This is a genomic window from Enterobacter cloacae complex sp. FDA-CDC-AR_0132, assembly GCF_003010695.1.
Taxonomy (GTDB): Bacteria; Pseudomonadota; Gammaproteobacteria; order Enterobacterales; family Enterobacteriaceae; genus Enterobacter; species Enterobacter ludwigii.
Genome location: NZ_CP027618.1, coordinates 3,831,866 through 3,849,140 on the forward strand (window position 1 = coordinate 3,831,866; position 17,275 = coordinate 3,849,140).

The 17,275-nt window shown below is 52.2% G+C and carries 23 protein-coding genes; 22 read left to right on the plus strand and 1 reads right to left on the minus strand.

Translation table 11 applies throughout. The annotated features are described in order from the left end of the window. Nucleotides 1-156: 156 nt before the first annotated feature. The 4 genes from AM379_RS18600 to AM379_RS18615 all read left to right on the plus strand — a co-directional run bounded on the left by AM379_RS18600 (nucleotide 157) and on the right by AM379_RS18615 (nucleotide 1,927). Nucleotides 157-381 carry a class II holin family protein gene (locus tag AM379_RS18600; RefSeq protein ID WP_106504035.1) on the plus strand — a complete coding sequence of 75 codons (225 nt, stop codon included), beginning with the start codon at nucleotides 157-159 and terminating at the stop codon, nucleotides 379-381. Next, nucleotides 359-853, plus strand: a complete 495-nt coding sequence (locus AM379_RS18605; protein WP_106504036.1) for a lysozyme — start codon at nucleotides 359-361, stop codon at nucleotides 851-853. The genes AM379_RS18600 and AM379_RS18605 overlap by 23 nt, the downstream gene beginning before the upstream one ends. Next, the gene (locus tag AM379_RS18610) at nucleotides 850-1,311 is read left to right on the plus strand and encodes a lysis protein (RefSeq protein WP_106504037.1); all 462 of its coding nucleotides are present in this window, start codon (nucleotides 850-852) and stop codon (nucleotides 1,309-1,311) included. Before AM379_RS18605 ends, AM379_RS18610 begins: the two co-directional genes overlap by 4 nt. 136 nt (nucleotides 1,312-1,447) lie before the next feature. Continuing rightward, nucleotides 1,448-1,927, plus strand: coding sequence for a hypothetical protein (locus AM379_RS18615; protein ID WP_106504038.1), 480 nt, complete (start codon nucleotides 1,448-1,450; stop codon nucleotides 1,925-1,927). Between the two features lie 83 nt (nucleotides 1,928-2,010). Here the strand turns inward: AM379_RS18615 and AM379_RS18620 are convergent, their stop codons facing one another. Continuing rightward, the gene (locus tag AM379_RS18620) at nucleotides 2,011-2,463 is read right to left on the minus strand and encodes a hypothetical protein (protein WP_106504039.1); all 453 of its coding nucleotides are present in this window, start codon (nucleotides 2,461-2,463) and stop codon (nucleotides 2,011-2,013) included. A gap of 70 nt (nucleotides 2,464-2,533) precedes the next feature. Between AM379_RS18620 and AM379_RS18625 the strand changes: the two genes are divergently transcribed. From AM379_RS18625 to AM379_RS18710, 18 genes are all read left to right on the plus strand, one after another. Further along, the gene (locus AM379_RS18625; RefSeq protein WP_106504040.1) at nucleotides 2,534-3,508 is read left to right on the plus strand and encodes a terminase small subunit; all 975 of its coding nucleotides are present in this window, start codon (nucleotides 2,534-2,536) and stop codon (nucleotides 3,506-3,508) included. Further along, entirely contained in the window at nucleotides 3,486-4,793 is a 1,308-nt protein-coding gene (locus AM379_RS18630) for a terminase large subunit domain-containing protein (RefSeq protein WP_106504041.1), read from the plus strand. The genes AM379_RS18625 and AM379_RS18630 overlap by 23 nt, the downstream gene beginning before the upstream one ends. 1 nt (nucleotide 4,794) lies before the next feature. Then, nucleotides 4,795-6,183 carry a DUF4055 domain-containing protein gene (locus tag AM379_RS18635; protein ID WP_106504042.1) on the plus strand — a complete coding sequence of 463 codons (1,389 nt, stop codon included), beginning with the start codon at nucleotides 4,795-4,797 and terminating at the stop codon, nucleotides 6,181-6,183. A gap of 1 nt (nucleotide 6,184) precedes the next feature. Then, on the plus strand, nucleotides 6,185-7,282 hold the full coding sequence (locus AM379_RS18640; protein ID WP_106504043.1) for a phage minor head protein: 1,098 nt from the start codon (nucleotides 6,185-6,187) through the stop codon (nucleotides 7,280-7,282). A 79-nt stretch (nucleotides 7,283-7,361) separates the two neighbouring features. After that, entirely contained in the window at nucleotides 7,362-8,132 is a 771-nt protein-coding gene (locus AM379_RS18645; protein ID WP_106504044.1) for a hypothetical protein, read from the plus strand. An 11-nt stretch (nucleotides 8,133-8,143) separates the two neighbouring features. Then, complete coding sequence (locus tag AM379_RS18650; protein WP_106504045.1) at nucleotides 8,144-9,097, plus strand: major capsid protein; 954 nt, start codon at nucleotides 8,144-8,146, stop codon at nucleotides 9,095-9,097. Nucleotides 9,098-9,150: 53 nt separating this feature from the next. Next, nucleotides 9,151-9,378 (plus strand): Ig-like domain-containing protein, encoded by a 228-nt coding sequence (locus tag AM379_RS24395; protein WP_106504046.1) that lies wholly within the window; start codon nucleotides 9,151-9,153, stop codon nucleotides 9,376-9,378. A 36-nt stretch (nucleotides 9,379-9,414) separates the two neighbouring features. Next, nucleotides 9,415-9,897, plus strand: coding sequence for a DnaT-like ssDNA-binding protein (locus AM379_RS18660; protein WP_106504047.1), 483 nt, complete (start codon nucleotides 9,415-9,417; stop codon nucleotides 9,895-9,897). 1 nt (nucleotide 9,898) lies between these two features. Beyond that, nucleotides 9,899-10,159, plus strand: coding sequence for a hypothetical protein (locus tag AM379_RS18665; protein WP_044856976.1), 261 nt, complete (start codon nucleotides 9,899-9,901; stop codon nucleotides 10,157-10,159). A gap of 3 nt (nucleotides 10,160-10,162) precedes the next feature. Next, complete coding sequence (locus AM379_RS18670) at nucleotides 10,163-10,513, plus strand: hypothetical protein (protein ID WP_106504048.1); 351 nt, start codon at nucleotides 10,163-10,165, stop codon at nucleotides 10,511-10,513. A 1-nt stretch (nucleotide 10,514) separates the two neighbouring features. Continuing rightward, nucleotides 10,515-11,099, plus strand: a complete 585-nt coding sequence (locus AM379_RS18675) for a hypothetical protein (protein ID WP_106504049.1) — start codon at nucleotides 10,515-10,517, stop codon at nucleotides 11,097-11,099. After that, the gene (locus AM379_RS18680) at nucleotides 11,096-11,506 is read left to right on the plus strand and encodes a DUF4128 domain-containing protein (protein WP_106504050.1); all 411 of its coding nucleotides are present in this window, start codon (nucleotides 11,096-11,098) and stop codon (nucleotides 11,504-11,506) included. The genes AM379_RS18675 and AM379_RS18680 overlap by 4 nt, the downstream gene beginning before the upstream one ends. A 69-nt stretch (nucleotides 11,507-11,575) precedes the next feature. Beyond that, complete coding sequence (locus AM379_RS18685; protein WP_044856972.1) at nucleotides 11,576-12,247, plus strand: phage tail protein; 672 nt, start codon at nucleotides 11,576-11,578, stop codon at nucleotides 12,245-12,247. A gap of 61 nt (nucleotides 12,248-12,308) precedes the next feature. Then, nucleotides 12,309-12,620 carry a phage tail assembly chaperone gene (locus AM379_RS18690; RefSeq protein WP_106504051.1) on the plus strand — a complete coding sequence of 104 codons (312 nt, stop codon included), beginning with the start codon at nucleotides 12,309-12,311 and terminating at the stop codon, nucleotides 12,618-12,620. 47 nt (nucleotides 12,621-12,667) lie between these two features. After that, a complete protein-coding gene (locus AM379_RS18695) occupies nucleotides 12,668-12,931 on the plus strand; it encodes a DUF1799 domain-containing protein (protein ID WP_335673697.1) in 264 nt (87 codons plus the stop codon). After that, nucleotides 12,928-15,840 (plus strand): phage tail tape measure protein, encoded by a 2,913-nt coding sequence (locus AM379_RS18700; RefSeq protein ID WP_106504053.1) that lies wholly within the window; start codon nucleotides 12,928-12,930, stop codon nucleotides 15,838-15,840. Before AM379_RS18695 ends, AM379_RS18700 begins: the two co-directional genes overlap by 4 nt. A 335-nt stretch (nucleotides 15,841-16,175) precedes the next feature. After that, nucleotides 16,176-16,523, plus strand: coding sequence for a phage tail protein (locus AM379_RS18705; protein WP_106504054.1), 348 nt, complete (start codon nucleotides 16,176-16,178; stop codon nucleotides 16,521-16,523). After that, nucleotides 16,520-17,275, plus strand: a complete 756-nt coding sequence (locus tag AM379_RS18710) for a phage minor tail protein L (RefSeq protein WP_106504055.1) — start codon at nucleotides 16,520-16,522, stop codon at nucleotides 17,273-17,275. The genes AM379_RS18705 and AM379_RS18710 overlap by 4 nt, the downstream gene beginning before the upstream one ends.

Consider the following 17,275-nt stretch of genomic DNA (forward strand, 5'->3'; position numbering starts at 1 on the left):
TTGGTCTTCTTGATCGTCACCCCCCAGTATCCCCGGACTCTCTCGGGTATTTAATTCAGGCCGCAGATAATCACTCTCATACACCACATTAGATATTTTGTCTGATGGCCATTCAAATTCCTTTGAAACAGCACCCGCACAAAGCGAGGTGAGAGTATGTATCGCATGGACAAACTAACCACCGGTGCTGCTTACGGCGCTTCAGCCGGTAGCATCCTAAACGGCATGCTGAATGCCTACAGTCCCGAGCAGTGGAACGCTATCGGCGTGCTGGTGGGCATCATCATTGCAGTGATGACGTACCTGACAAATCTCTATTTCAAAATCCGCGAAGACAACCGCCGCAGCAGGAGCCGAGATGAACCCGAGACTCCGAAATAAGCTGGTGGGCGCCGTTGTTGGCGGAGCCAGCGCAATCACTATTGCAGCTGTGATGCTGGGCAATGCGGATGGACTTGAAGGAAGGCGCTATTACGCTTATCAAGACGTCGTTGGTGTCTGGACTGTTTGCGATGGGCATACCGGCGATGACATTCGCCGCGGTCACAGATACACCGATAAAGAATGTGACGCTTTGCTTCAATCCGACCTGCTCAAGGTAGCTGCAGCTATCGACCCGCTGATTAAAGTCCATATTCCCGAAACCACTCGTGCCGCACTTTACTCTTTCACCTACAACATAGGAGCTGGGGCGTTTAGCAGATCGATGCTGCTGAAAAAATTAAATTCCGGCGACGTTCTGGGTGCATGCAAAGAACTGCAGCGCTGGACGTATGCCGGTGGCAAACAGTGGAAGGGGCTTATCACTCGGCGCGAGATTGAGCGTGAAGTTTGCGAGTGGGGCCAGAAATGAACCGATTAACAGCCATCATTTGCGCTGTCGTTATCTGCCTGCTGGGTTCTATGGCCTGGGCGGTTAACCACTACCGTGGTAACGCCATCATCTACAAAGACCAGCGCGATAAAGCCACGGAGAAGCTCATCCTGGCGAACGCCACCATCAAAGACATGCAGACCCGCCAGCGTGACGCAGCGGCACTGGATGCTAAATACACAAAGGAATTAGCCGATGCGAAATCTCAGCTTGAAGATCTGCAGCGTTGCGTTAGCAATGGCAAGTGTGGGCTGCACGTCAACGCCAGATGTCCCGCGAACGGAACTGCCGACACCGGCGGCCTGGGCGATGCTACCAGCCCCCGACTTACTGACTCCGCTGAACAGGATTATTTCACCCTCAGAGAGCGAATAATCACAGTGACGAAGCAGGTTGGCTATTTGCAGGATTATATCAAAGGGCAGTGCCTCAGATAAGCTAGGACTGAAGGGATTCAAATAAAAAGGGAAAAACGCTGTAAACAAATCATTTTGTTTGGTGATAATGTTCTCCCCTTACTTTTTTGATTGGTATAGTGAAAACATGGAGATAGACCCAGTTTCAGTAGGTTCAATGGTCGCTGCGTTCGAATCTGCAAGATGGGCGTTTTGGTCTGTTGTGGTTTCAGCTGGCGCTGCATTCATCAGTTTAATAACCGCTATAGTAGCATTCTTTGCTTTGCGAACATGGAGGGATGAGGCTATTGAAACAGCAAAACGAGAATGGAAAAAATCGATAATTAATCTTACTATGAGATTGAGTTCAGCTTTCGGAACTGTAACCCATCAGAGGTCAAAGGCTTATGATGAATATCATAAAGAAGACCTCCGCGCTCTCATTGATGCGTCGGTTGCTTGCTGGTCGTCACTTCTAGTGACTTTGGAGCAGAATCCTCGACTAAGGCGAAATTTGTTAGAAAAATACGCTAAGGCCTACTTGGAATTCATAGAAATGTTCGATAATTATGAAGAAGGGAAATCAACAAGAGATCAAATTCTAATGAAAGTTCAGGAGTTGTATGTTTTCCCACCTGAGTTAAACGATTATTTCTAACCGCCTCAGGGCGGTTATTTATTGCCATCATCATAAAGTTGTCGTTGATGATGGCATTGAGATTACTTGAAGGTCTAAAAAAATTAGTTGGTCGGTTTGTTGGATGCCGAATACGCTAATGGTAACGCTTCATTGATGTCATCTTTAAGTTTTATCAAATCATTTACCCTTGTTTGTAATTCCTGAATGGGAATAGGGTTTGTAGATCCATTCGCTGCTAAAACATTAAATGAACCGGTTTCATCTAAGGATAAAGCTGAATGCGCCAAAGTGTTTCTGAATAGGCGGTGAGTTGTGTCGAATATGTTAAGAAGACTCAAAAGGGTGGCATGTTCACCAATATTTGGGTCAAGATTCACATTGTACCATTTCAGCTTTTCTGCTAGCGATTTATCTAACCAAGTGTTACTAACTTTTTTACCAGTGAAGAAAGATTGGGACATAGTGATAAACATGTCGATCTCTCCAGCGCATACAAGGTACTTACCTAGCAAGTGCTCTACTACTGTTCGGTGTGAAGTAGGTTGATGATTCATATTTTTTCCTTTCAATTGGTTCAATATTTATCGTCTCATTTTTTGGAAACATTAATAAAGGTTAAACATTATGGCAAAACCGGACTGGGGCGTGCTTCAGCAACGGTTCCTGTCCGAACATGCCGCAACCGGCGTATCACCAAGAGAATGGTGTGAAGCGCAGGGACTGAACTACGCGACTGCGCGCCGATACATCAAAAAGCCTTCAGCGCAAACTGCGCAGAAGATATTGAGCACTGCGCAGAAAGAACAAAGCGCAGAAGAGCTGGTGGAGATAATGCTTAGCGCGAAGGTAAAGCGCTTTATTGCTGAATATCTGAAGGACAATAACGCCACGGCAGCCGCTGCTCGTGCTGGTTATAGTGACCCAAACTACGGGCGTCAGCTAATAGCGAATCCTAACGTTTCTCAGGCCATTGCGCAGCAGCAAAAAGCGTCTATTGCGCGCACGCTTGGTAGTGCCGATGAAGTGCTCGCGCAAATGTGGCAGCTTGCTACCTTCGATGCCAATCAGCTTTCGCAGTATCGCCGCGGAGCGTGTCGTTACTGCTGGGGCTTCGGTCACCAGTATCAGTGGCGCGATGCAGTTGAGTTCGAAGAGAAGAGGCTCGAGGCTGTTGAACGTGACAGACGTGAACCCGAAGATTCTGGCGGTTACGGCTACGACCACAACAAAGAGCCAAACCCACAATGCCCACGCTGCAACGGTGACGGCATAGGACAGCCTTACTTCCCAGATACACGCAAACTCCCCTCGGTTTCCCGGCTCGCTTATTCAGGTGTGAAGGTCGGCAAAAATGGCGTTGAAATCACTGCTATCAGCCGTGAGCGCATGTTCGAAGCGGTGATGAAACGCCTCGGACTGGCCGATAGCGAGTTCGCGCAGCGCCTGCAGCAGATTGAAATCGAACGCCGGCAGCTGGAGGTCGAGAAACTCCGTAAAGAGCTGGCCGGTGAGGGTGAGGACGATGAACCAACCCCAGTGCAGATCAATATCAACGTAGTGGATGCGAGGGCAGACGATGGGGATCAGCCCGACACTTAACATTCCTCAGGCGCGCTTCCTTGCAATGCAGCACAAGTTTAAAGCCTACGTTGCCGGGTTCGGTTCCGGTAAGACATGGGTGGGTTGTGGCGGCATCTGCAAAGGGATGTGGGAACACCCGAAGATTAACCAGGGTTATTTCGCGCCGACGTACCCGCAGATCCGTGACATCTTCTACCCGACGATTGAAGAGGTGGCCTTTGACTGGGGCTTGAACGTCAAAATCAACGAGGGGAACAAAGAGGTTCACTTCTACGAGGGGCGACGGTACCGCGGGACGACTATCTGCCGCTCGATGGAGAAGCCCGGCTCGATAGTTGGTTTCAAAATCGGTAACGCGATGGTGGATGAGCTGGACGTCATGGCGGCTGCCAAAGCACAGCAGGCCTGGCGAAAAATCATCGCACGTATGCGTTACAACATTCCCGGTCTGAGAAATGGAATTGACGTCACGACAACGCCGGAAGGCTTCAAGTTTGTCTACCAGCAGTTCGTGAAGGCGGTACGTGAAAAGCCTGAGCTTGCGGCCCTGTATGGACTGATTCAGGCCAGCACGTTCGACAACGCGAAGAACCTGCCGCCTGACTACATCCCGTCGCTGCTGAGTTCTTACCCTAATGAACTGATTCAGGCATACCTGCGCGGGAAATTCACCAACCTCAACAGCGGGACCATTTACCACACCTTTAACCGCAAGCTGAATAACTGTTCTGACGAGATTCAGGATGGGGATCCGCTGTTCATCGGTATGGACTTCAACGTGGGAAAAATGGCCGCGATTGTTCACGTTAAGCGTAATGGCCTGCCGCGTGCGGTTCGTGAGCTGGTGAAGGTCTACGACACGCCGGCGATGATTAAGCGCATTCAGGAAGAGTTCTGGCGCTACGAGGATGGACGCTACGTGAAGAGCCGGGAGATTTACATCTATCCGGATGCCTCTGGTGACTCCCGCAAATCCCAGAACGCCAGCAAGACCGATATTGCTCAGCTAAACGATGCCGGATTCAGCGTCATCGTAGATGATGCCAACCCGCCGGTTAAAGACCGCATCAACTCGATGAACGCCATGTTCTGCAACGCCAACGGTGAACGCCGCTATCTGGTTAACGTTCAGAACTGCCCGGTTTACACCGAAAGCCTCGAACAGCAAATCTGGGCGGCAAATGGCGAACCAGATAAATCAGCAGATAACGATCACCCCAATGATGCTGGTGGGTACTTCATCGTGAAGGATTACCCGATTGTGAAACCGGCATACTCAATCACCATGGACACCACTTTCTGATATGGCAAACGACGACATCACCTGGGTTCGACCAGAACACCGGGCGGCTTCCGCTACCTGGCGGAAATACAGGGACTTTTGCAAAGGAGCTGAGGCCGTAAAAGCGGCGGGTAATAAGTATCTGCCTTATCTCGACCCAACCGATAAATCTACACGCAATCGCAAGCGCAATGAGGACTATCTGAGCCGCGCTGTGTTCTATGCCATTGCGGGCAATACGAAGATCGGCATGCTTGGGATGGCGTATCGCAAGGACCCCACGTTTAATGGTCCTGAAAAGCTCAAATACCTGTTAGACAATGCTGACGGGGCCGGTACCAGCATCTATCAGCAGTCGCAGCTGGTAGCTGAGAACGTGCTTGAGGTTGCGCGAGAGGGCATTTACGTCGATTACGCTGAAGAATCCGACGAAGCAATCATCCTCCGCTACCCGGCAGAGAACATCATCAACTGGCGAACAAAGCGTATCAACGGGCGCGATCAACTGGTGCTGGTGGTCCTGCGCGAATGCGTAGAAGAGCCGGATGGTTACGCTTATAAGGATGAAATCCAGTACCGCGAACTGGCGCTGGAAGAAGGGCGATTCATCTGCCGGGTGTGGCGCCGGGCTGGTGGCACCGCAAGCGGAACCTACACAGTTGACAGTGAGTACCACCCTAAACCCAAAGGGCAGGACTACTGGGACGAAATCCCGTTCACCTTTGTCGGCGCCCAGAACAACGATCCCACTATTGATGACTCTCCGCTGGCTGCGCTGGTGGAAATAAACCACGGTCATTACCGTAACAGTGCTGACTATGAAGACAGCGTGTGGTTCTGTGGCCAGGTGCAGCCGTACATGACCGGGCTTGATACCAACTGGCGCGATCACCTCGAGAAAAAGGGCGTGAAAATTGGTTCCCGATCACCGCTTTTGCTTCCCAAAGAAGGCTCTTTTGGCTATGCCCAGGCGCAACCGAACATGCTGGCTAAAGAGGCCATGGACAGTAAACGCGATTACATGGTGCAGCTGGGCGCCCGACTGATTGAGCAGAACGCCACGGCGAAGACCGCGACGCAGGCGAGTGGTGAGCAAGCATCCTCAACATCAGTGCTCGGTATTTGCGTCTCAAACGTTTCTGAGGCCTATACGCTGGCGCTGGGATGGTGTGCGAAATACCTGGCTATCAAGGGCGAATCGACGAGCTACACGATTAACCAGGAATTCATTGCGAAGGTTGCCGAGTCGGGCATGGTGACGGCAATCGTCAACGCCTGGCAGTCCGGTGCGCTGCGCGATAGCGATATGATTCGTGCACTGCAGAAGCTTGACCTTATCGACCCGGCCGACAGTCCGGACGAGGTTGTTGATGCGCTTCGCAATCAGGCACCAACGATGACGGGAGGCTGAGATGCCAACCGTTAACGAAAGCCTGCGTGACGAATCGATAGCTCATTCGGTCTGGTTAAGCCGCTACGCCACTGGCGTGGCAAACCGGATGGTGAAGCTGCTTAATGAGACGGATGCGGACCTTTCGGCGCGGCTGCTGGATGCACTGGACAGATTGCCTCAGGAGAGTTTCACCGTTAATCGTCTGCAGAGTTTACTGGGCGGCGTGCGTGATCTTAACCATCAGGCGATAGCCACCATGCAGGCAGGGCTCAAGAGTGAGCTGGTGGCGCTGGCAAAGAACGAGGCCAGTTATCAGCTGAGCCTGTTCGATTCCCTTCTTCCGTCACAGGTGCTGTCACGATACCCGCTGCAGGGAATCACTGCAGATATGGTGTATGCCGCAGCAATGGCGCAGCCTTTTCAGGGGCGAATGCTGAGTGAGTGGGCGGAGAATCTGGAATCGGACAGGATGGGGCGGATAGTGAACGCCGTTCGACGTGGGTATGTTGCCGGCGACACGGTAGAAACTATCGCGCGCAATGTCCGTGGCCACGCAAACAAAGACTACCGCGACGGCGCGCTGCAGATGAGCAGGGCAAACGCTGCCAGTATCGCCAAAACAGCCGTAAATCATCTTGCCGCGACCGCGCGCAACAGCTTCACCAGCGCTAACAGCGACATTGTGAAGGGCAAGCAATGGCTTTCGACTCTGGACAATAAAACCAGCCACGACTGCATTATTCGTGACCAGTTGCGCTACACGCTGGATAACAAACCAATTGGGCACAAGGTGCCTTACCTGCAGGGACCCGGGAAGATTCATTTCTGCTGCCGTTCTACTGAAACCCTGATACTCAAGTCCTGGCGTGAACTCGGCATCGATATCGATGACATGGACGAGGGTACCCGCGCCAGTATGGACGGGCAGGTCCCGGCGAAAACCACGTATATGGAATGGCTGAGGCGTCAATCGGCGCAACGACAGGATCAGGTCCTGGGTGCCGAGCGAGGTCGTCTGTTCCGTGCCGGAGAAATCGACCTGGCTGATATGTTCACTGACAAAGGCGAGTGGATCAGCCTGGAGCGTCTCAAACAGCTTTCTGGCACCGAAACCTGACAACCAATCTTTTCTACACGCCCTGGCATCCGCCGGGGCTTTTTTATGGGCGAGGCCCGACAAATCCCGAGGGGAAATTATGTTAATTCGAAACATGCTTCTGAAATATTACGCACCTGAAAGCGGCGGTGAGGGCGGCGGTGGCGGTGGTATCGAAATCACTCCTGAAATCCAGAAGCTGATTGATGAGCGCGTGACCAGCGAAGTCACTGGCCTTAAAACGAAAAATAGCGAACTGCTGGGCACCATTAAACAGCAGAAAGAAAACCTGTCCCGCTTTGAAGGTATCGATCCAGACGCTGTACGCGGCATTCTCCAGCGTTTTTCTGACGATGAAGAGGCAAAGCTTATCGCCGCTGGAAAAATTGATGAGGTGCTCGATAAGCGCACCGAGCGCATGCGTGCTGATGTGGATAAGCAGATTAAAGCTGCAAATGAACGTGCGGACAAAGCTGAAGCGTTCTCTAACAAATTCCGGGACCGCGTCCTGGGTGATGCAATCCGAGCTGCAGCCGCGAAAACTGGCGCGCTGCCGGAAGCATCCGACGATCTGATCCTACGTGCCAAAGGCACATTCCAGCTCAACGACGAAGGCGAGGCCGTAGCAGTTGATGCAAATGGCGATGTTCTGTTCGGTAAAGACGGCAAAACACCACTTAGCCCGCTTGAGTGGGCGGAGTCACTCAAGGAGACGGCTCCGCACCTGTTCCCGCGCGCAGAAGGCACGGGCGCGGGCGGACACAAGCCAAACGGCGGTGGCAGCCTGAAACGTTCCGAAATGAGCGCCAGCGATAAAGCGGACTACATCCGCAAGCATGGCCAGCAGGCCTACCTGAAACTTCCGAAATAAGGGATTAACCCATGCCAACCACTGTTAACACAGACCTGATTATCTATGACGACCTGGCGCAGACTGCGTTTCTTGAGCGTCGCCAGGATAACCTGGAAATTTTTAATCAGGCATCTAACGGTGCAATCATCCTCGATAACGAACTGATCGAAGGTGACTTCCGTAAACGCGCCTTCTATAAAGTCGGCGGCTCTATCGAAGCGCGTAATGTCAACTCTACTGACCCGGTCACGGGTAAAAAAATCGGCGCGGGCGAGTCCGTGTCCGTAAAAGCACCATGGAAGTACGGTCCATACGAAACAACCGAAGAGGCGTTCAAGCGTCGCGGACGTGATGTCAGCGAATTCTCTGAGGTGATCGGTGTTGATGTGGCCGACGCTACGCTTGAAGGCTATATCAAATACGCTCTTCAGGGGCTGATCGCTGCAATCGGTGCTAACGCCGACATGGTTGTGACAGCAGACATTGCCACCGACGGCAAGAAAACGCTGACGCGTGGACTTCGCACCTATGGTGATAAGTTCAACCGTGTATCTCTGTTCGTTATGCACTCCACCACGTACTTCGATATCGTTGATCAGGCCATCGACAACAAAATCTATGAAGAAGCTGGTGTGGTTGTGTATGGCGGTCAGCCGGGCACACTGGGCAAGCCAGTGCTTGTCACCGATACCATGCCTGTTGATGCCATTCTTGGTCTGGTATCTGGCGCTGTGTCAGTTATTGAGTCACAGGCTCCAGGCTTCCGCTCCTATGACATCAACAACCAGGAAAACCTTGCCATCGGCTATCGTGCTGAAGGTACGGTAAACGTCGAGTTGCTGGGTTATAGCTGGGACACCTCTAAAGGTGAAAACCCAGACCTGACGGCCATCGGTACGGAAGGTAACTGGAAGAAACACTTTACCAGCAACAAATCTACTGCTGGCGTGCTGATCAAACTGGGATCCGCGGTGGGGGAGTAACGCTGTCAGCGGATAAAACCTCCGCTACTGCTGACAGCACCGACGCGGTAACTGTGTCCCTGAAGTACACGCTGAACGGCTCCGGTGTATCCGGTAAAACCGTCGCGTGGACGTCCACTGGGGGCACGCTCAGCACGGCCAGTTCTCAAACCGGCTCTGCTGGTGGTGCAACGGTGAAACTCACGTCAGACGCGGCTGGAGCCTTCACGGTAACCGGCACGGTTGAAGGCGTGGCGAAAACCACAGAAGAGATCACCTTCACTGCGCCTTCCGGTGAATAACTGATGGGGCGAAAGCCCCATAAACTGGATGACCCGATGATCAATACCGATATCACTTCCCCGGATGCCAACAGCTACGCCACTGAAGAAGATTTGATCGCTTTCGGCGCGCTACGCGGCATAGAACTGCCTGACAGTCTGATACCTCTGCTGATTAAAGCAATGGACTACCTCGAAGGGCTGGACTGGGTAGGTAACCGGGCAAACCCTCGGCAGCCGCTGGCGTGGCCGCGCGAGAATGTTGTCTTGGACGGCTACGACTTCCCCGCCGATGAGGTTCCACGTGAAGTTGTTACTGCGCAGTGCATGCTGGCAGTAGAGGCAATCGACGGCGATTTACTTTCCAGTTCTCGCGAGGCTGCTGTGAAAACTGAACGCGTGGAAGGTGCGGTCACTATGACCTATGCGGTCGCAGACGGAGAAGTTTTTACGCCATCTTATCCGGCTGTCATGGCGCTGCTGGGCGACCTTGCTGGTGGTCGTGGTTACGCCATAAACACGTTTGCGGAGCGTGCGTGAAATGGCTGACCTAAAGCTCGTTAATCTGAATGCCAGAAAAAATGCAGATCTTGAACATCACCGCACGGAAGTAGTAAGGCTACTTGAAGAAGCGCTGCAGGCAGCCAAAGAGGGCAGCTATCGAAGCATGGCTGTATTGCTCATCAAAGATGACGGTGCGGTTCTTGACGCCTGGCATAGCGGCGGTCTGCCCTATGTCATGGTGGGAGCCATTGAATCACTGAAGTGCGATTTCATTAATCTGCAAATTGAGAGGCGCTAACCAGTGGCTATCAACTATCAGCGCATGCAGGACAGAACAACCCGCATGCTCAAGCAGAATGGCGTGGCGTATAACGTCACCCGGAAAGGTTCGGTAACGGTTATCGGCGGCGTTGAGCACAAAACTGAAGCGGTCGGTTTTACTGCTGTGGGCGTAAAGACCGAATACGCGCCAGGAGAAATTGATGGAACGGTCATCATTAACGGCGACGTTCAGATAGTTTTTACCGCAGAGAAGGAAATCAAAATTGGGGATGTGGTTGATATTGATGGCACAGCCCATCGTGTTGTCAAACCCAACCCGGTAGAGCCTGCTGCGCTGGTGCTCTGCTACAAAGCACAGTTGAGGGCTTAGCATGGGAGAAAATACTGCTTTCATCGCGGAAATTACGGCATTCGTCAATAAGGCGAAAGAGAATCAGGAAGCGGTAGCGCGCGCCGTCGGCATAAAAATACTTAACCAACTGGTGATGATGTCCCCAGTGGGCAACCCGGAGTTATGGGAAGTTAACCAGACAGCCGTTTCCTATAATCGCGCTGTCTACGACCACAACGAGGCTCAACGGGCGAACCCCGACAACCTGACTAAAACCGGACGGCTAAAGAAAAAGGCACGGCTGGTGGATGGGATGGATGTCAAAGCACCAGCGGGTTATACGGGCGGCCGTTTTCGCGGTAACTGGCAGGTGTCCTTTGATGCACCAACGACAGACGAGACTGGCCGGGTTGATAAGACAGGTGATCTGACAAAGGCGGCCGGGAACTACACGCTGTCACTTTTTAAAGTTGGTATGAAGGCCATTTATTTCTGCAATAACGTGCCCTATGCCTATCCGCTGGAAATGGGGCATTCCACCCAGGCTCCTGGCGGCATGGTTCGCATAACTGCCGCTGAGTTTCAACGATTCTTTGAGGAAGCTGTAAGAGAGGTGTCCAGGTGATTCCTGATATTGCATCCGCGCTGGCCGCCAGACTGGGTACATGGGCCGATGCCGAAGGCGTTTCTGTTGCATGGGAGAACGTGCCGTTTACACCTCCTGCTAACGAGATGTACCTGGCTGTTCACGATATGCCTGTTACGCCGCGAACAATTGATCTCGGCCTGCGCTGCCGGACTTATTCAGGCCTCTATCAGATTAATGTTGTTGCGCCGGCCGGTTCCGGCCGTACCTCCGCCGTTGCTCTGGCGGGCAGAGTTGCGGAGTTGTTCCCCGAAGGGCTGGAAATCGAAGGCAATGACTTCACCTGCTGGATTAGCAGTCAACCTGGCATATTCCGCGGTATCCCTACACAAGTGTCCTACACCGTTCCTGTCAGCCTGAATTACAGGGCTGACATTATCAGCTGATTCCCTCTCTGATGCTCCACATCTGACCGGCTTAAGGCCGGTTTTCTTGTTTCTGAAGGAGAAACCATTATGGGCTTTGCACTGCCTAACGGCGCTCACGTTTATCTGGCGTCGGGCTACGGCCCGGCTATTACGTTCACCGGCGCGACGAATGCCGAGCATGTGGTGATCACTGTCAGTGACCCCGATGAACTTGCGGCTGGCGATATCGTTCATGTGAACTGCAACTGGTCGGGTATTGATAACGTAATCGCGAAAATTGAAGCGATTGCAGACAGCGCTGTAACTCTGCGCAATATCAATACCACTAACAAAAACAAATATGCTGCTGGTGGCGGTACCGGCTCAATCCGCAAGGTGCTTGAGTGGACCGAACTGCCACAAATCACAGAAGTATCAAAAGCTGGTGGCGATCAGAACACCACGCAGATTCAGTTCCTCAGCGATGACAGACAGCGCAACCTGAACACCTACAAATCAGCAGTTTCCCAGACCTACTCGATCGCTCATGACTCCACGCTTCCGGTATACCCACTGCTGCGTCAACTGGACGAAGACGAAGAGACGGTCGCGGCTTACATGTACGTGCCAAAGGCGAAAGAGAACCGATACTGGGCGGCAACAACGTCTTTCGACGATACGCCGGCAACGCAGGTGAACGAAGTTGAAACGGTTACCGTTGTGCTCAATCTGCAGTCGCCTGCGATGACGTTCTACAAAATCACCGACGCCGCGGCGTGAGCCGGGGATAACAATAATATGAGCCTCCTGTTTGGAGGCTTTTTTACGCTAAGGGGCAACGATGGCGACCAAATTCACTCTTCAGCCAAAACCAACTTTCAAGGCTAATGTCTCGATCCCGCGCGCAGGTGAAGAGGATGGAGTCCTGACATTTACGTTTAATCACAAACCACTCAAAGAACTGGCAGACCTGGAGAAACTTGAAGGCAAAACAGCCACTGATTTTCTTATGGAAATCATTGCAGGCTGGGCGCTCCCTGATGCGTTCAACGCAGAGAACCTGTCGGTGCTGCTGGAGAATTACCCGGCGGCCATTAAGGCCATTCCGGAAACGTACTATCGCGAGCTGATGGGACACCGCGAAAAAAACTGATAGCGGTTGCCTCTGCGTTCTATACGCCTGAACCAACGGCGGCTGACCTGGCACCCTACGGGCTTACGCCGGACGATTACGATGTCCAGTTCATTGACGTCTGGCCGGATGTCTGGCCCTCCTTCCTGGTATTTCAGGCCGTCAGTACACAATGGCGCACAGGTATGGGCGGTGCGTCCGGGCTGGATTACAACGTACTCCCCTGGATGATGCGCCTGCATAACGTTGACGATGAGGCAACCGCGCTTTCGGATATAAGGGTGATGGAAAGCGCTGCGCTAAGAATAATGCATAAAGAGAGGGCGGGATGAGCAACGACATCGCAACGATTTCGCTGCGTGTGAACACTAGCGAACTGGAGCGCGGTAACCGTGAACTGGATCGCTTTCAGGAAACTGCGACCGCGGCGGCCGGTAAAGCGGATGACCTGAACAGTACGTTCCGTACCGGGATTGATAACCAGAAAAAAAACAGCGAAAGCCTTAAGCAGCAGCGCCAGGAACTTCAGAACCTGCTGAATAAAATCAGCCCGGTCAACAAGGCACTGGATGAGCTGGACACAATTCAGGAGAGCCTGGCTAAATTCCGCAGTAAAGGTCTGGTGGGTGACGAAGATTTCACACGCTATAACAGTGTGCTTGAAACGACACGCACAAAACTGGCACAGGTCATGGAAGCTGAGACAGCTGAAGGGCGGATCCGGATTGAACAGGCTCAGGCGGCGCAACGTGCAGCTGCAGCGAGTAAAACGTTTATAGACTCCCTGGAAGAGCAGGTTTCTGCAATCGGTAAAACCCGCGCAGAGTTGCTTGAACTGAAGGCTGCTCAACTAGGTGTCTCAGAACGCGCCGCGCCTATGATCGCCCGGTTGAAGGAGCAGGAGGAAGCGTGGAAATCGGGGGCTATCAGTGCGGGGCAATATCGCAACGCAATGCGATACCTGCCGATGCAAATGACGGATATCGTGACGTCACTGGCTTCGGGCATGCCCGTCTACATGGTAGCCATACAGCAGGGCGGCCAGTTGCGGGACTCGTTTGGTGGCGTTGCAAATGCGCTGAAAGCGATGTTATCCATGGTCACCCCGGTTCGTGTCGCGATTGGTGGTCTGGCAGGTGCTGTTCTGCTTGCTGCTAAAGCAGGCTCCGACTATTTAACAGCCTATGAAGAAATTAACAAAGCCATTATTCGGACTGGCAATATTGCCGGAACGTCAGCGCTCCAGGTTATGGCTTCATCTCAGACTATTGCCGCTTCAACTGGCGCTACGGTTGATACTGTCCAGGGGCTCATGACCGAACTGGTTGGCATGGGATCACTGACACAGCAGCAGCTTGAAAAGGCTACGAGTTCGACAGCTATGGCCGTTCAAACCGGTATTGTTTCGGCACAGGACATCACAAAAGCCTATAAAGACATTGAAAAAGACCCTGTCAAAGCACTGCAGAGCCTCAACGATCAGTATAACTTTCTTACCGTTTCGCAACTTAGGCACATTGATGATCTGGTGAAGCAGAAAAATCAGACCGCTGCAGTGACTCAGGCAATGGACCTGTTTGGCGATACGATGGCACAACGTGGAGAACAGGCTTACGACTCGCTGACACCGTTTGGTCGCCTGTGGCTGGATATCAAGGGCTGGGCGTCTGAGGCTATGCAGAGTATCGGTCAGTGGGTTGCTGAGCTGGCATCGAACACACTGAAGGAGTTCAACGCAATTTATTACAGCGTTGCGATCGTTTTCCAGAAGCTGAACCAGATCATTTCTTCCTCTATCGCTGCCGCGATTAACCTCGTTCCCGACTGGGCGAAAACAGATACTTTGCAGGGATGGCAGGACTACAACGAACAAATGGCCGGCGCTTATGGCGACAGCGTCTCTCAGCTTAAAAAAGACTGGGATGCAGCCGACATTAGCGCAGGTAAATACCTTGATACCACCCGCAAGATAAAAACCGCGACAACCCAGAAGGATCGGGAAGAAGTCGCTTTGTTTGGTAAAAAGACGAAAACCGGAAAGCAGGGCGCTGTATCTGCTGGCGATCGCACCACGGAAGCAGCTCAGGCTGAACTGCTTGCGCTTCAGGCTCAGTTACGTGCGCTGCAGCAGCATAAAGGTCTGAACGATACTATCAGCCAGCAGCGAAAAGATCTGTGGACGACTGAAGCGAAATTTCAGGTACTGGAAGAGGCATCACGGTCACGCTCCCTGACAAAGCAGGAAAAATCTCTCCTGGCTAGCAAAGACCAGGTTCTGCAACTGGCGAGGCAGAAAGCTCTGCTTGGTGACCAGATTACCGCGCAGGAACAACTCAACAAGCGCATGGATACATCGCAGAAATACGTCACGCAGATGGCTGAGAAACAGGCTGCGTTATTGGGTGGCGCCGGGATGAGCGATCGGATGGCTCAGCGTGAACTCGCGAAAAGTCAGCTCGCTGCAGGCTGGAAAAATTCAGGTGGCTCTCTAGAGGATGAGGGTTATCAGAAGCAACTTAAAGCGGCGAATGATTACTATGACGCAGAGGACAGGTTGCGTGGTGACTGGCTGACCGGTGCAAAAAAAGGCTGGGCTGAATTCGAAGACAGCGCGACCGATGTTTACTCTCAGATGCAGACGATTACCAGCAATGCGTTCACCGGGATGGCCAGCACACTCACTGACTTTTTTACTACTGGTAAATCTAACTTCTCAGACTTCCTGACTACCTTCCTGAAGGGCATAGCCCAGATGCTGACTCAACTGGCTCTGGTTAATGGAATGAAGTCATCCTTTGGTGGAACGGGTATCGGGGCGTTTATTGGTTTCTCTGGTGTCGGTCTGGTGCCGGGATTCGATAGCGGTGGTTACACCGGTGATGGCGGTAAATACCAACCAAAAGGCGTAGTTCACGGTGGTGAGTTTGTCTTTACGAAGGAAGCGACCAGTGCGCTGGGTGTCGGTAATCTTTATGCACTTATGCGGGGCGCCCAAGGGTATGCAAACGGCGGCTATGTTGGCCGCGCACCGATGTATGGGCTGCAATCTTCGGCAACTGGCGGCTTAACCGTTCAAACGTCCGTGGTCGTTCATAATCAGAACACTCAGCAGCAGGCATCTGGTAACAACGACGCTATTTCTCGGGCTTACAAACAGACCATTGATCAGTCTGTTCGTGCTGGAATTGCTAAGGAGTTGCAACCCGGAAGGTTGATTTGGAACGCTATGAAAAGCCGTTGAAAAATTGATAGCAGTCCCTTATTTGAGCCTGCTATCACAAGATTAATTATTTACGGGGCAGATACTTATGGGTTGTATATGTTCCACCTTTGTGTGAGGACCCTTTCCCGTTTGTATAATGACCACGAGAACCTTTTGCGTAAGTGATCGAGGGCGCCACAAGCATTAATGAAAGAACGGCAACTAGTAGTGTTTTCATAAGAACTCGCTGTGTAGTTAAGTAGTGTAAAAGCCATTCAAATATACGTAATGAATAGGCAGTTGGAGAAAAAATTCTTTCTGCTACTAATCGAGTTCAACCCGCTTCGGCGGTTTTTTTTATGCCCGGAGAAAGCATGGCAATCGAAACATTCACCTGGCGGACGCAGATACAGGCAGGAATGGAAGGAACGTTCAGCCATAAAACCCGCTCTGCAACCTTTGGCGACGGCTATGAGCAGATTGCCGGAGAAGGCATCAACCCTGAAAAGCAGTCATGGCCAGTAACACTAACTGGCAAAAAACCGGACATGCTTCAGGCACTGAAATTTTTCCGCTCCCACGTTACGAAATCATTTATCTGGACATCACCAGTTGGCGAAATGGGCCTCTATAGGATTGAGGCGGAATCAATCAAGTCACAGCCCTTATCCAGTAAAGTTCTGACCATTTCCGCAACATTCAAACAGGCGTACGCACCATGATCACAGCAGACTATCAAAGCCTTGAACCCGGCAATAAGGTCCGGCTTATCGAAGTTGATGGCTCTACGTTCGGCGTGGATGATGTACTGCGATTTCATGCGTATAACCTCCCGCACACGGAAGAAGAAATCGCCGCCGCTGGTGGTGATGAATCAAAGCTGAAGGCGAAAAGTATCTGGTGGCAGGGAGAAGAGTACGCCGCCTGGCCGTATCAGATTGAGGGGCTGGAAGCATCAACAGACGGCAGCAGCGCCCAGCCAACACTGGGGGTTGCAGATATCGAAAGCAAGATTACTGCGCTGTGCCTTGCTTATGACGATATGCTACAGGCGAAAGTTACCATCCATGACACCTATTCGCATTATCTCGATGCGCAGAATTTCCCCGCAGGCAACGCAACAGCTGACCCACAACAGGTCAGAAAACGCGTTTTTTACATCGATGGTAAAAACAGCGAAATTCCGGGCGAACGTATCGAGTTCTTACTCGATAGCCCAATGTCGTTACAGGGAAAGATGATTCCCACACGCCAGCTTCATTCTCTGTGTACCTGGTGCATCCGGAATAAATATCGCACCGGCGACGGCTGCGACTATGCCGGAACCCGCTATTTCGATAAAAACAACAACCCGGTGAGCGATCCGTCTCTGGACGAATGCAACGGCACGCTGACGGCCTGCAAACTTCGGTTCGGTGAAAATAACGAACTCTCGTTTGGTGGTTTCCCGGGCACGTCTTTGATCAGGAGCTGA